We start from the raw sequence: 13454 nt of genomic DNA, 5'->3' as shown, positions 1-13454 counted from the left end.
AGGCCTGGCTATAGCTGCCGCCACGGGATCACGCCGACGGCGATCCGCAGACGCAATTGGGAGATGCACGATGCGCGCAATCGTCGTGGCGAGCGGCTTGCTCGGATTGATCTGGAGCGGCCCCGCATCCGCCCACGGCTGCCATCATGCCTGGCAGCAAAGCGCGATGCAGGGCTGGCATAGCCACGGAGCCAAGTGCGATGCGCGCAGGGGCATCGGCCTCTCGCGGCGCGCCAAGCAGCCAAACCGTCGCCCGGTCTGAGACCGTTTGCGACTCGATCGCTCGGGGCCGCCTCCGGCATTGCGAGGCAAACCCGAAGCAATCCAGGGCCAACACACCGATGTTGCGCGCGTCGGCCCTGGATTGCTTCGCCGCGCTCGCAATGACGGAAATGGCCCCGCGGCGGTCAATCGAAGCCGTATGATGCGCAGCGAACGCCGGGCTCCCCTCGCGAGAAGCCCGGCCCGCCTGCGATCACTGCGTCAGCTTGTCGTCGATCCCCTTCACGTACCAGTTCATGCCGAGGATCATCGGGTCGGGCGCGTTCTCCCCGGCCTTCACGGCGACGGTCCCGTCCTGCTTCGTCACAGGTCCCTGGAAGGGGTGGATCTTGCCGTCGGCGATGGCCTTCTTGGTCTCTTCGGCCATGGCCTTCACGTCGTCGGGCATGTTGGTGAAGGGTGCCAGCACCACCATGCCGTCCTTGATGCCGCCCCAGGTGTCGTGGCTCTTCCAGGTGCCGTCGAGGACGGCCTTGGCTTCCGAGATCACGTAGCCGTTCCAGTCGTCGGTGATCGAGGTGAGCTGGGCCTTGGGGGCGAAGCGGTACTGGTCGGAGGACTGGCCGAAGGCGAGCTTGCCCTGCTTCTCGGCTTCCTGGAGCGGAGCCGCCGAGTCGGTGTGCTGGGTCAGGATGTCGGCACCCTGCGCGAGCAAGGCTTTCGCGGCCTCAGCCTCCTTGCCCGGATCGAACCAGGTATTCACCCAGACGATCTTGATCTTGACGTTCGGGTTGACCGACTGCGCTCCCAGCATGAACGCGTTGATGCCGCTGACGACTTCCGGAATCGGGAAGGAGGCGATGTAGCCCACCGTCCCGGATTTCGAGAGCGTGCCGGCGATCTTCCCGCAGACGTAGCGGCCCTCGTAGAAGCGGGCTGAGTAGGTCGAGACGTTGTCGGAGCGCTTGTAGCCGGTGGCGTGCTCGAACTTCACCTTCGGGAATTTCTTGGCGACCTTCAGCGTCGGCTCCATGAAGCCGAACGAGGTGGTGAAGATCAGCCCGGCGCCGGAGCGGGCAAGCTTCTCGATCGAGCGCTCGCTGTCGGCCTCGGGCACGTTCTCGAGGAAGGTGGTCTCGACCTTGTCGGGCAGTGCCTCACTGAGCGCCTTGCGGCTGAGGTCGTGCTGGTAGGAATAGCCGAAATCGGCGACCGGCCCGACATAGACGAAGCCGACCTTCAGCTTGTCGGCCGCAAAAGCCGGCCCGGCTGCAAGCACGGCGCACAGAACCGCAGCGCCGAGCCTTGTTGACGTACCCCGCATCGTGTCGTCCTTTTCTTGATCGGTTGCCGCGCGGTCGTCGCGACCGTTCACCGGCTTGGCGTGAAGACGCGCCCGAGCGCGGCGGGCGCCAGCGAGCCGCCCCCGCGCCGTCCCAGTGAGAGCAAGACCAGGGCCAGGATGGTGGCGAGGTAGGGCAGGGCGGAGAGGAGCTGGCCCGGCAGGCCGAGGCCGGCAGCCTGGGCGTGCAACTGAAGGACCGTCGCCCCGCCGAACAGAAGTGCACCCGCCGCGACCCGCAGCGGCCGCCAGGAGGCGAACACCACGAGGGCGAGCGCGATCCAGCCGCGACCGGCGGTCATCCCGGGCGACCAGAACGGCGTGTAGGCGAGCGAGAGATAGGCCCCGCCGAGGCCGGCGCAGGCGCCCCCGAACAGCACGGAAAGGAAGCGAACCTTGCGAACCTTGAGCCCGAGGGCATGGGTTGCGACGTGGTCGTCGCCGATGGCGCGGAGCGTCAGGCCCGAACGGGTGCGCCAGAGAAACCACGACACGGCGGCGACGAGGGCGACGGCCGTGTAGACGAAGGCGTCCTGTCCGAACAGCAACTGCCCGATACCGGGAAGATCCGAGAGGCCGGGAATCGCGAGATGCGGCGCCGGATCGCGCTTGATGCCGACGTAGCCCGCGCCGACAAGGCCCGACAATCCGAGGCCGAGGATGGTCAGCGAGAGGCCGGAGGCGACCTGGTTCGCTGCGAGCCCGACGGTGAGGATTCCGAACAAGGCGGCGAGCAGCAGGCCCGCGACGGCGCCGCCGACCGCACCGAGAAAGGTCGAGTCGGTCTGCATCGCCACCGCGAAGCTCGCGGCAGCGCCGAAGATCATCATTCCCTCGACGCCGAGGTTGAGCACCCCGGCGCGTTCCGCGACGAGTTCGCCGATGCCGGCGAGGATCAGGGGTGTGGCGGCCGCCAGCACCGTGACGAGCACCATCTGAACGATGTCGAGGGTCATGGCCTGCTCCGACTTCGCTTACGGGACGGTCCGGCTCGACGGACCTCCCGGCACGAGCGTGACGTGGTAGCGGGCGAACACATCGGCCCCGAGCACGAGGCCGAGCAACAGACCCTGGAAGGCGCGAGTCAGATCCAGCGGCAGCCGCAGGTCGATCTGTGCGCCTTCGCCGCCGATGGTGGTGAGCGCGATCACGAGCGCCGCGATCAGGATACCCGGCGGCGAGAGCCGGCCGAGGAAGGCGACGATGATCGCGGTGAAGCCGTAGCCCGGCGAGATCTCGGGCTGGAGCTGCCCGATCTTTCCGGCGACCTCGCTGATCCCGGCCAGACCCGCCGCGCCGCCGGAGATGGCGAAGACGGCAAGCGTCAGCCGTGCATCCGAGAAGCCGGCGAAGCGCGCGGCGCGCGGGCTCGCGCCGACGACTCGCACCTCGAAGCCGAACAGGGTTCGCGCCAATACGACCGTTGCAAGTACCACCGCGACGAAGGCGACGAGTACGCCCGCATGCAGCGTCTCGCCGTCCATGAGGTACGGCAGCCGCGCCGCCGCGTCGAAGCCGACGCTCTGCGGGAAGTTGTAGCCCGCCGGATCGCGCAGGGGGCCGCGGACCATGTAGTCGAGCAACAGTTGCGCGACGTAGACGAGCATCAGGCTGGTCAGGATCTCGGAGACGCCGAGACGAACCTTCAGGATCGCCGGGATCATCGCGAAGGCGATGCCGGCGAGCGTGCCCACGATCAGCATCGCCGGCAGGATCCAGAGGGTGAACCCCTCCGCGCCCTGCGTCGCGACGCCGACCCAGCCGCCGGCCAATCCGCCGACCACGAACTGGCCCTCGGCACCGATGTTCCAGAGGTTCGCGCGGTAGCAGAAGGCCAGCCCGGTTGCGATCAGGGCCAACGGGGCGGCCTTGAGGGCGATCTCCTGCAGCGACCAGACTTCGCTCAGCGGCGTGACGAAATAGGTGACGAAGGCGGCGGTGGGCGAGACGCCCAAAGCCGCCACGGCGATGCCGCCGATCAGCACCGCCGCCACGAAGGCGAGGGCCGACGAGAGGATGTCGAGCACCGGCGAGCGGCGGGTGCGAGGCACGAGATCGAGGCGCATGAGGGCTACCGGTCAGTGCGCATGGGCGGGGGACGGCATGGGCTCGCGCGGATGCGCCACGTCCGCGACCGGTGGGGCGTGATCGCTCGATCCGCCCATGAGCAGGCCGATCGCCTCGCGACTAGTCTCGCCCGCGGGCACCGCGGGAGAGAGCGTGCCGTCGTGCAGCACCGCGATGGAGCCGGCGATCTCGAACAGTTCGTCGAGGTCCTGGCTGATGACGAGGATCGCGGTGCCGCGTGCAGCGAGATCGATCACCGCCTGCCGGATATGCGCGGCGGCCGCTGCGTCGACGCCCCAGGTCGGCTGGTTGATGACGAGGACGCCCGGCTCCGCCTGGATCTCGCGGCCGACCACGAATTTTTGCAGGTTACCACCCGACAAGGTCCCAGCGGCGGGGTCAGGGCCCGCCTTGCGCACGTCGAAGGCCTCGATCACGCGCTTGGCGAGGTCGCGCGCGGCCCCGAGCCGGATCAGGCCGAACCGGGTCAACGATGCGGTCGGATAGCGCGAGAGCAGGGCGTTCTCGGAGAGGCTCATCAGGGGCGCGGCGGCGTGGCCGTTGCGCTCCTCGGGCACGAAGCCCGCGCCGAGGCGTCGGCGCGCGTTGATCCCGAGCGCGCCCACCGGCTTGCCGTCGAGGCGCACGGAATCCGGCTCGGGCGCGCGGGACTCGCCTGAGAGCGCGGCGAAGAGTTCGGCCTGACCGTTGCCGGCGATGCCCGCGATCCCCAGGATTTCGCCGCCGGCGACACTGAGCGACACGTCGTGGAGCGCGGTGGCGTGCAGGTCAGGGGCGGGGAGCGAGAGACGATCGAGCCGCAGGCGCTCCCGGCCGACGGCTCCGCCCTCGCGCGGCGTGACCTCGCGGACCGCGCTGCCCACCATCATCGCGGCCAGCGAGCGGGCGGTTTCCTCGCGCGGGTTGCAGGCCCCCACGACCTTGCCCCCGCGAAGGATGGTGGCGCGCACGCAGAGCCGGCGCACCTCGTCGAGGCGGTGGGAGATGTAGAGCAGTGCCCGGCCTTCCTCGCGCAAGCGCTCCAGCACGGTGAACAGCACCTCGGCCTCGCCGGGGGTGAGCACCGAGGTCGGCTCGTCGAGGATGACGAGGCTCGGATCCTGCAGCAGGCAGCGGACGATCTCGATGCGCTGGCGCTCGCCGGCCGAGAGCGACCAGACCGGGCGATCCGGATCGAGATGCAGGCCGTAATCGATGCCGAGCCGCGCGATGCGGTCGGCCAAAGCCCGGCCGGACAGGTCCTTCGGCATGACGAGCGCGATGTTCTCGGCGACCGTCAGATTCTCGCACAACGAAAAATGCTGGAAGACCATGCCGATCCCGAGCCGGCGGGCGGCCTCGGGATTGGGCAGTTGCACGATGTCGCCTTTGTGCGTGACGACGCCCTCGGTCGGCTCCAGCAGGCCGTAGAGGATCTTCATCAGGGTCGACTTGCCGGCCCCGTTCTCGCCGAGCAGTGCGTGGATCTCGCCGGCCCGGATCTCCAGGTCGACGCCGTCGTTCGCCGTGAAACTCCCGAACCGCTTGACGATGCCGTAGGCCCCGAACAGGGGCGTCGGCCCCTCCTTCGAGCGGCGGGCGAGGGCAGAAGCGGGGAGGGTGGCATCCATGTCAGGATGTACCGAACAGATTTCGTGCCAGTTGGCTGTGCTGTTCGCGAAGCCGGCGCGTGTCGAGCCCGATTGGATGGCCGTCGATCACCCGCCATTGCCCGGCGACCATCACCCGGTCGGCGCGGTGCGCGCCGCAGAGCACGAGGGCCGCCAGCGGATCGTGACTGCCGGAAAAGCGCAGTTCGTCGAGGGTGAACAGGGCGAGGTCGGCCTCGCGGCCCTCCGCGATCCTGCCGATGTCGGAGCGCCCGAGACAGGCGGCCGAGCCTTCCGTCGCCCAGCGCAGCGCGTCGAGATGGGTGACCCGCTCCGCACCGTAGGTGAGGCGGTTCAGCATCAGGGCGTGGCGGACACCCTCCATCAGGTTCGAGTTGTCGTTCGAGGCCGAGCCGTCGACCCCGAGGCCGACGGGGCTACCGGCGGCCTCCAGTTCGCAGGTCCGGCACTGGCCGGAGGCCAGGGTCATGTTGGAGGTCGGGCAGTGGCAGACGCCGACGCCCGCTTTGCCGAGGCGGCGAACCTCGTCGTCGTTGAAGTGGATGCCGTGGGCGAGCCATGCGCGCGGGTTCATCCAGCCGACCTCATCGAGGTAGTCGACCGGACGCTGGCCGAACGTTGCGAGGCAGTAGGCCTCCTCGTCGAGGGTCTCGCCGAGGTGGGTGTGCAGGCGGCAATCGAAGCGCTCGGCGAGGCTTGCGCTCTCGCGCATCAGCCGCTTCGTCACGTTGAAGGGCGAGCAGGGCGCGAGCCCGATCTGCACCATCGCGCCGGGCGCAGTGTCGTGGAACAGCGAGAGCACGCGCTCGCTGTCGGAAAGGATGGTGTCGTCGTCCTGGACCAGCGCGTCCGGGGGCAGGCCGCCGTCGCGCACCGACACGCTCATCGAGCCGCGGGTGACGTGGGCGCGGATGCCTAAGCTCCGCGCCTCCTCGACCTGGATGTCGACTGAGGCCTCGAGGCCTTTGGGAAACAGGTAGTGGTGGTCACCCGCCGTGGTGCAGCCCGACAGCAGCAACTCGGTGTACGCGAGCCGCGTCGCGAGGCGGAACGCCTCCGGGGTGAGCTTGTCCCAGACCGTGTAGAGGGCCTTCAGCCAGGGAAACAGCGGCTTGTTGATCGCCAGCGGATGGGCGCGGGTGAGCGTCTGGAAGAAGTGGTGATGCGTGTTGACGAGGCCTGGAATGACCACGTGCCGCGCGGCATCGAAGGTCTCGTGCACCGGCGCCGACGGCTGGCCGCCCGAGGGTACCCGCTCGACGATGCGCGTCCCCTCGACGACGATGCCGCCGGCTGCGTCCTCCGCCAGGATCGCCAGCGGGTTCTTGATCCAGAGGCGCGAACCCTTCCTCGACAATGCCGTCATCCAGCCTCTCTCGGTTGTCGTGGGAGCTGCCGGCCGAACGGCCGGCGGATCCATCGTCAGAATACGTGCACGGCGATGCCGGCCAAGAACGCCTTCTGCTCGGCGCCCGGCCCGGCACCGCCCTGGGCGAAGGTGATGTCCTGGTCGACGCCGAACTTGTTGCGCCAGTATTCGAAGCCGATGAAGGCATCGAGCTTGCCCGGCTGGTCCCAGATCAGCTTGCCGACGTCGAGGACGAGGTTGGTGCGCGACAGGAACTCGACATTCGTTTGGGCTGCACCGGGGATCTGGCCGTTGCCCTTGGGCAGGACGATGTTGTTGAAGCCGGCGAGCTTCAGCGGGAATCCGCCGAAGAAACCGTCGAGCGGGATGCTGTAGACGATTTCGAATTCGGGGACGGTGTTGAATTCCGTGCTGCGGAAAGGCTGCGGCACGAAGCCGTTGCGGTTCCACTCCTTGTAGGCGTGCACCGCGATGTTGAGAAAGCCGATCGGCACGTCGAACGAGAAGACGAGACCGCCGACCACGTCGCGCTTCATCGGCCCGAAGACGGTATTCTTCGCATTGGCATCGAAGCCGAAGGACAGCGAAACGTCCTTGACGATGCCGGTATAAGCAAAGGCGGTCGTGTTCGTGAGCTTGTTCAGGCTGAGAGACCCACGGTACAGGCCGTAGGCTTCGGTGGCGCCGAAGTCGTACAGCAGGGGCCCCCCGGGGGCGTTCGCGGTTCCGGCGGGGTCCTGGTTGCCCGACCTCAGAATGTCGAGCGAGAAGAAGTTGGTGCCGTACTCCCAGGCATCGGCATGCGCGATGTTGAGCACGTCCTTGGGGATGTCGGCGCCCTGCAGCGGGTTCGTCGAGCCGGGCTTCGGCACGCCCGGCTCGGAGCCGTTGAAGACATGGCGATAGCTGATCTGCGTATCGGCGAAGAGGAAGAAAGGCACCTCCTTCACCGGTGCCGCCTCGAGGGCCCTGTTCCTTTTCACCGTGTCGAGATCGGCCGCCACGGCGCACCCGATCATCCCGAGCGACACAGCCGCCGTCGTGAGCCCCCTTGCGAACATCGTTCTTCTCCTCATTCGCAAAATCTGAGGGAAGGGCAGCAACCGATATGCCATCGAAAGCAGTCGGATCGACGTCGGATCCTGCTGTTACAAAACCGCAACATCTTCTGAGCTGCCCGAAGCCTCGCCCGAGTGCCAGCCCTCAAAACGGCCCGTGAACGGCAAGGCGATGTGCGGCACGCGGCGCGGCTGTGTATGCACGCTTAAGAAGCAGCGGAGACCGCGGGGCGCGATTTGCGGCCGGTCTGCGCGATCGGTAGCCATAATGCCGGCACGCGATCGAACCGATGACGATCTGCGCGCGCTCACCGGCTGGACCGATACGGCGACGGCCGACGGGCCGCCCAGAGGCCTGCCGATGCCACGTTGCAGGCGGTGCGAAACTGGTCTTAATCACCGGGGCGAATGCATACGAACGCCGTGCAGGTCGCGTGTCGGGAACCGAGACAAAAGTGCCTGCGTCCCCAACCCGCGCCGAAAGCCTGTCGGACCAGATCGCCAACGCCATCCTGGCCGGCGAGTTCGCGCCTGGAACCCATCTCGACGAGCAGATCCTTGCCAAGCACTTCGGTGTTTCGCGCACGCCCGTGCGCGATGCCTTACGGCTGCTCAACGGAACCGGCCTGATCGACCTGCGCCCGCGGTTCGGGGCGACCGTCCGGACGATCACGCCGGACGAACTCGACATGCTGTTCATCGCCATGGGCGAGATCGAAGCGACCTGCGCACGCCTCTCGACGCTGAGCATGTCGTCGGCGGAACGTGGCGGGCTTCGGGTGCTCCACGAACACATGGGAACTCTCGCCGAGGCCGGCGACCACGACAGCTACGTCGTCGCCAACCAGGAGTTTCACGGGCTTCTCTACGCTGGCGCCCACAATTCCGTGGTCGACGAGATCGCCCGCAACCTGCGGCGGCGCCTGACACCTTACCGCCGGATCCAGTTCCAGGCCGCAGGGCGGCTCGCCCGCTCGCATGCCGAGCACGGTCTCGTCGTGCGGGCCATCCTCGCGCGCGACGCAGCGGCCGCGAACTCCGCCATGCTCGTCCATATGAGCGTCGTCGAGGATGCCTTCGTGGCGGTCGATGCCGAAAGCGCGGCCGCGCGTGAAGCCGCGGGCGAGCGGGTCCGGGAGCGTCGCACGCGGATTGCGGCGCCGGTGCGCGCCGGCAAGGCGCGCCCGCCGCGCTGACGGCCTGCGATTCGACCGGGCCGACTGCCCATCGGATTGCCAGAACGGCCGAAACTTCGCGCAGAGAAGTGTATGGTTTGTGCAGGCGTTTCTGTCCGCTTGCATACATGATCGCCGGACGTTGATCCGATTCAACGGCCTGCGAGGCAGTCCGCATGCCCAGCGTTCTCGAAGCCCAGCCGTCACCGCTCACCTTCGCTGCGTCGACCACGGCTCTCGTGATCATCGATATGCAGCGCGACTTCCTGGAGCCTGGCGGCTTCGGCGAAAGCCTCGGCAACGACGTCTCGCTCCTCGCCGCCGCCGTGCCGCCGACGCAGGCTCTGCTCGCTGCGGCCCGCGCGGCTGGATTGCTCGTCGTGCATACACGCGAGGGCCATCGCCCGGACCTCTCCGACGCACCGCCAGCCAAGCTGGAGCGCGGTGAGCCGACCGCGCGGATCGGACAGCCAGGCCCGATGGGCAGGATTCTGATCCGCGGCGAACCCGGGCACGACATCATCCCCGCACTGAAGCCGTGGGACGGCGAGCCGGTGATCGACAAGCCGGGCAAGGGCGCCTTCTACGCGACCGAGCTCGCCGAGGTGCTCGCGGCCCGGAACATCGCGACGCTTCTCGTCTGCGGCGTGACCACCGAGGTCTGCGTGCACACGACGGTGCGGGAGGCCAACGACCGCGGCTATCGCTGCGTCGTCGTCGCCGACGCCTGCGGGTCGTACATCCCAGAATTTCACGAAGCCGGCCTCGCGATGATCAAGGCGCAGGGCGGCATCTTCGGCTGGGTCTCGGACTCGGGCAGCGTGATCGCCGCCCTCAGCCGACACACGTGATCCACTGCGCGGGCGCGGTGCCGCCGCCCCGCCGGACGTAACGGAGGGCATCATGGCAAGTGGCATGACCACGACGGCCGCGGCGAGCGGCCGACCGGCCCTCTGGGTGCCCGGCGACTGGAACGCCTTCTTCGGCTTCGGCACCAACATTCTCGTCAACATGCTGGTGCTGACCGGCCTGCTGCGCTTCGTCCTCGGCATGCCCGACGCGATCACCTTCGGGCGAATCCTGCCCGCCGTCGGCCTGATGCTCTTCCTCTCCACCGCCTATTACGGCTGGCTCGGCTATCGCCTCGCCAAGGCGACCGGCCGCGACGACGTCTGCGCGCTGCCCTCCGGCATCAGCGTGCCGCACATGTTCATCGTGGTCTTCGTGATCATGCTGCCGATCAAGCTCTCCACCGGCGATCCGGTGAAGGCCTGGGAGGCGGGGCTCGCCTGGGTGTTCATCCAGAGCTTCATGCTGATGGCCGGCGGCTTCATCGCCCCCCTCATCCGCCGCATCACGCCGCGCGCGGCGCTGCTCGGCACGCTGGCCGGCGTCTCCGTCACCTTCATCGCCATGCGGCCGGCGCTCGAACTCATCCAGACGCCGGTGATCGGCGTCGTCGCCTTCGCCATCATCCTGCTCGCCTGGTTCGGCGGCGTGCGCTACCCGGGCCGCCTTCCGGCCGGGCTCGTGGCCATCCTGTTCGGCATGGCGGTCGCCTGGGGGGCGAAGCTGTTCGGGATCGATATCGGTGGGGTCAGCGGCCCCGGCCTGACGAGCGCGCTCTCCGGCATCGGCTTCTCGGTGCCGCTGCCGGCCGTCGACCACGTCTTCGGCGGCTTCGAGTTCATCGGGATCATCCTGGTGACCGCGATCCCCTTCGGCATCTACGATCTCGTCGAGGCGATGGACAACGTCGAGAGCGCGGAGGTCGCGGGCGATGCCTACCCGACCACGCGGGTGCTCACGGCGGACGGCGTCGTCAGCCTGATCGGCTGCCTGATGGGCAACCCCTTCATCAACGCGGTCTATATCGGCCATCCCGGCTGGAAGGCGATGGGCGGGCGGATCGGCTATTCCTTCGCCACCGGCATCGTCGTCCTGCTGCTGGCCTGGTTTAACCTGATCTCGCTCATTTCCAGCGTGGTCCCGGTCGTCGCGATCTCGCCGATCCTGCTCTACATCGGCATGCTGATCGGGGCGCAGGCCTTCCAGGAGACGCCGCATTCGCACGCGCCTGCGATCGTCCTGGCCTTCGCGCCGCATCTCGCGGCCTGGGCCAAGACGCTGATCGACGGGGCACTGGGGGCGGCCGGCACCAGCGCGGCGGTGGTCGGCATCGACAAGCTCGGGCAAGTCGGCGTGCTCTATCACGGGCTCGCCGTGCTCGGCGAAGGCGCCATCCTCGGCGGCCTGATCCTCGGCGCCATCGCCGCCTTCATCATCGAGCGGGATTTCCTGCGGGCCTCGGCCTTCGCGGCGGCCGGCGGGGTGCTGACCTTCTTCGGCTTCATGCACGGACCGGCCGTCGGCTTCGCCGTGACCCCGACCTTGGCGCTCGCCTACATGCTCGTCGCGGGCCTCCTCTTCGCGGCGGCGCGCGGCGCGGTCCCGGTTCCGGCGATGGCGCAACCGGCGCACGCCCCTGCGGAATAGGATTTGCGGGCGGACCTCGTCCGGACCGTCTGGAGGGATGCATGACGGATACACCGAAGAACCCGGCCTTCGATCACGCGGCTTACGCCTCGGCCGCCGCCGCCATGCTCGCGCTGCCGATCGACCCCGCCTGGATGCCGACGATCGTGGCGAACCTGCGCGTGCTCCACGCCGCGGCCGATCACGTCGGCACCTTCCCTCTGCCGGACGAGGCCGAAGCCGCTTCGATCTTCACGGCGTGAGGCAGAGACACGTGAGCGAACAGGATTGGGCCACCGCCTCGGCGGCGACGATCGCGACTTCCGTCTCGGCCGGATCGGTGAGCGCCCGGACGATCGTCTCCGCCGCGCTCGATCGGATCGGCCGGATCGACCCCGCCGTGAACGCCTTCACCGACGTCCTGGCGGATCGCGCTCTGGCCCGTGCGGATCGTCTCGACACGGCGCGCGGACGAGGCGAGGCGCCCGGAGCGCTCGCGGGCGTCCCCTTCGCGGTGAAGAATCTGTTCGACATCGCCGGCCTGCCGACGCGGGCCGGGTCGCTGATCAACCGGGAGCGGGCGCCGGCCGAACGGGATGCGACGCTGATCGCCCGCATGGAGGCCGCGGGCGCGATCCTCGTCGGCGCGCTCAACATGGGCGAGTACGCCTACGACTTCACCGGAGAGAACATCCACGACGGCGACACCCGGAACCCGCACGATCTCCGGCACATGTCCGGCGGCTCCTCGGGCGGGTCCGGCGGAGCGGTAGCGGCGGGTCTCGTGCCGCTGGCGCTCGCTTCCGACACCAACGGCTCGATCCGGGTGCCCTCCGCCTTCTGCGGCTGCTTCGGCCTCAAGCCGACCTACGGGCGGCTCAGCCGGGCCGGGAGCTTTCCCTTCGTCGGCAGCCTCGACCATCTCGGGCCGATGGCGCGCTCGACCCGAGACCTCGCCCTCGCCTACGACGCCATGCAGGGGCCTGATCCGGCGGATCCCGCCATCGCCGGCCGAGCCACGGAGCCCGCCTCTCCCGGCCTCGACGAGGATATGGCGGATCTGCGAATCGCCGTCGCGGGCGGCTATTTCGCCCGCAGCGGTGACGTGGACGTCTTCGCGGCCGTCGCGCGGGTGGCCGACGCCTTGTCCTGCACGCGCTCTGTCGAGATCCCCGAAGCCGCCCGTGCCCGGGCATCGGCCTACGTGATCACGGCCGCCGAGGGCGCAAGCTTGCATCTCGACCGCCTGCGCGAGCGGGCAGGAGAGTTCGACCCGGCCGTCAGGGACCGGCTGATCGCCGGAGCGATGCTGCCGGCGCCCTTCGTCGAACGGGCCCAGCGCTTCCGCCGCTGGTACCGCGCAGCCGTGCTCGATCTGTTTCGCGAGGTCGACGTCATCCTGGCGCCCAGCACGCCCTGCCGGGCGCCGCGTTCGGGCCAGGCGACCTTCGTGCTCGACGGTGTCGAATTACCGGTGCGCCCCAATATCGGCCTGTTCACGCAGCCGATCTCCTTCATCGGCCTGCCGGTCGTCGCCGTGCCGGTCCGGCTCGACGCGGGTCTGCCGCTCGGCGTGCAGATCATCGCCGCCCCCTGGCGCGAAGACCTCGCGCTTCGGGTGGCCCACCACCTCGAATGCGCGGGCATTATCCGCGCGCCCGTCGCGAACCTCGCGTGACACCGATGCGCATCGACGATCCCGTGGCGAAGGCCGAGGTCGAAGCGGCGTTCGCCCGCTACGAGGCGGCGCTCGTCGGCAACGACGTCGAGACGCTGGAGGCGCTGTTCCACGACGATCCGCGTACGATCCGCTACGGCGGGGCAGAAAACCTCTACGGCATGGACGCGATCCGCGCCTTCCGCCGGTCCCGCTCGCCGCAAGGTCTCGCCCGCAACCTCTCGGGCACGGTCATCACCACCTACGGACGCGATCTCGCCGTCGCGATGACGTTGTTCACGCGCGAGGGCGCCTCGGATCGCGTCGGGCGGCAGAGCCAGACCTGGATACGGTTTCCCGATGGCTGGAAGGTCGTCGCGGCCCATGTCAGCGAGATCGAAACCTAACCCGGCATCATCCGCAGGCGCGATCCTTCCGGCTCACGGCTTTTCGATTTT

The 13454-nt window shown here is 68.6% G+C and carries 13 protein-coding genes; 7 read left to right on the top strand and 6 right to left on the bottom strand.

Going from position 1 to position 13454, the window contains the following annotated elements:
- Positions 1-70 precede the first annotated feature (70 nt).
- On the top strand, positions 71-262 hold the full coding sequence (locus FV217_RS09330) for a hypothetical protein (RefSeq protein WP_147816918.1): 192 nt from the start codon (positions 71-73) through the stop codon (positions 260-262).
- 213 nt (positions 263-475) lie between these two features.
- On the opposite strand, the gene FV217_RS09325 is transcribed toward FV217_RS09330, so the two are convergent.
- The 6 genes from FV217_RS09325 to FV217_RS09300 are packed head-to-tail and all read right to left on the bottom strand — an operon-like array spanning position 476 to position 7692.
- The gene (locus tag FV217_RS09325) at positions 476-1546 is read right to left on the bottom strand and encodes a BMP family ABC transporter substrate-binding protein (RefSeq protein ID WP_147816917.1); all 1071 of its coding nucleotides are present in this window, start codon (positions 1544-1546) and stop codon (positions 476-478) included.
- A gap of 47 nt (positions 1547-1593) precedes the next feature.
- Entirely contained in the window at positions 1594-2520 is a 927-nt protein-coding gene (locus FV217_RS09320; protein WP_147816916.1) for an ABC transporter permease, read from the bottom strand.
- Positions 2521-2538: 18 nt separating this feature from the next.
- On the bottom strand, positions 2539-3630 hold the full coding sequence (locus FV217_RS09315) for an ABC transporter permease (RefSeq protein ID WP_147816915.1): 1092 nt from the start codon (positions 3628-3630) through the stop codon (positions 2539-2541).
- A 12-nt stretch (positions 3631-3642) separates the two neighbouring features.
- A complete protein-coding gene (locus FV217_RS09310; RefSeq protein ID WP_147816914.1) occupies positions 3643-5262 on the bottom strand; it encodes an ABC transporter ATP-binding protein in 1620 nt (539 codons plus the stop codon).
- A gap of 1 nt (position 5263) precedes the next feature.
- Entirely contained in the window at positions 5264-6628 is a 1365-nt protein-coding gene (locus tag FV217_RS09305) for an 8-oxoguanine deaminase (protein WP_147816913.1), read from the bottom strand.
- Positions 6629-6684: 56 nt separating this feature from the next.
- Positions 6685-7692 carry a hypothetical protein gene (locus tag FV217_RS09300; RefSeq protein WP_147816912.1) on the bottom strand — a complete coding sequence of 336 codons (1008 nt, stop codon included), beginning with the start codon at positions 7690-7692 and terminating at the stop codon, positions 6685-6687.
- Positions 7693-8144: 452 nt separating this feature from the next.
- Between FV217_RS09300 and FV217_RS09295 the strand changes: the two genes are divergently transcribed.
- From FV217_RS09295 to hpxZ, 6 genes are all read left to right on the top strand, one after another.
- Entirely contained in the window at positions 8145-8885 is a 741-nt protein-coding gene (locus tag FV217_RS09295; protein WP_147816911.1) for a GntR family transcriptional regulator, read from the top strand.
- Positions 8886-9040: 155 nt separating this feature from the next.
- Positions 9041-9715 carry a cysteine hydrolase gene (locus tag FV217_RS09290; protein ID WP_147816910.1) on the top strand — a complete coding sequence of 225 codons (675 nt, stop codon included), beginning with the start codon at positions 9041-9043 and terminating at the stop codon, positions 9713-9715.
- A 52-nt stretch (positions 9716-9767) separates the two neighbouring features.
- Complete coding sequence (locus FV217_RS09285) at positions 9768-11360, top strand: regulator (RefSeq protein WP_210245130.1); 1593 nt, start codon at positions 9768-9770, stop codon at positions 11358-11360.
- Positions 11361-11401: 41 nt separating this feature from the next.
- Positions 11402-11602: a DUF4089 domain-containing protein gene (locus FV217_RS09280; RefSeq protein ID WP_147816909.1), complete on the top strand. Its 201-nt coding sequence runs from the start codon at positions 11402-11404 to the stop codon at positions 11600-11602.
- Between the two features lie 11 nt (positions 11603-11613).
- Positions 11614-13017, top strand: coding sequence for an AtzE family amidohydrolase (locus FV217_RS09275; protein WP_147816908.1), 1404 nt, complete (start codon positions 11614-11616; stop codon positions 13015-13017).
- A 5-nt stretch (positions 13018-13022) separates the two neighbouring features.
- Entirely contained in the window at positions 13023-13403 is a 381-nt protein-coding gene (gene hpxZ, locus FV217_RS09270) for an oxalurate catabolism protein HpxZ (protein WP_147816935.1), read from the top strand.
- Positions 13404-13454 lie beyond the last annotated feature (51 nt).

Origin of the sequence: Methylobacterium sp. WL9 (assembly GCF_008040035.1) — a bacterium.
Lineage (GTDB): Bacteria > Pseudomonadota > Alphaproteobacteria > Rhizobiales > Beijerinckiaceae > Methylobacterium > Methylobacterium thuringiense.
Note: the sequence above shows the minus strand (reverse complement) of the source record. Positions and strands in the feature narration are given on the sequence as shown.

Excerpts from the sequence above, each read along its gene's own strand:
- FV217_RS09325 (WP_147816917.1), bottom strand. The coding sequence starts at position 1,546 with ATGCGGGGTACGTCAACAAGGCTCGGCGCTGCGGTTCTGTGCGCCGTG.
- hpxZ (WP_147816935.1), top strand. The coding sequence starts at position 13,023 with ATGCGCATCGACGATCCCGTGGCGAAGGCCGAGGTCGAAGCGGCGTTC.
- FV217_RS09285 (WP_210245130.1), top strand. The coding sequence starts at position 9,768 with ATGGCAAGTGGCATGACCACGACGGCCGCGGCGAGCGGCCGACCGGCC.
- FV217_RS09330 (WP_147816918.1), top strand. The coding sequence starts at position 71 with ATGCGCGCAATCGTCGTGGCGAGCGGCTTGCTCGGATTGATCTGGAGC.
- FV217_RS09320 (WP_147816916.1), bottom strand. The coding sequence starts at position 2,520 with ATGACCCTCGACATCGTTCAGATGGTGCTCGTCACGGTGCTGGCGGCC.
- FV217_RS09315 (WP_147816915.1), bottom strand. The coding sequence starts at position 3,630 with ATGCGCCTCGATCTCGTGCCTCGCACCCGCCGCTCGCCGGTGCTCGAC.
- FV217_RS09310 (WP_147816914.1), bottom strand. The coding sequence starts at position 5,262 with ATGGATGCCACCCTCCCCGCTTCTGCCCTCGCCCGCCGCTCGAAGGAG.
- FV217_RS09290 (WP_147816910.1), top strand. The coding sequence starts at position 9,041 with ATGCCCAGCGTTCTCGAAGCCCAGCCGTCACCGCTCACCTTCGCTGCG.
- FV217_RS09305 (WP_147816913.1), bottom strand. The coding sequence starts at position 6,628 with ATGACGGCATTGTCGAGGAAGGGTTCGCGCCTCTGGATCAAGAACCCG.
- FV217_RS09280 (WP_147816909.1), top strand. The coding sequence starts at position 11,402 with ATGACGGATACACCGAAGAACCCGGCCTTCGATCACGCGGCTTACGCC.
- FV217_RS09300 (WP_147816912.1), bottom strand. The coding sequence starts at position 7,692 with ATGTTCGCAAGGGGGCTCACGACGGCGGCTGTGTCGCTCGGGATGATC.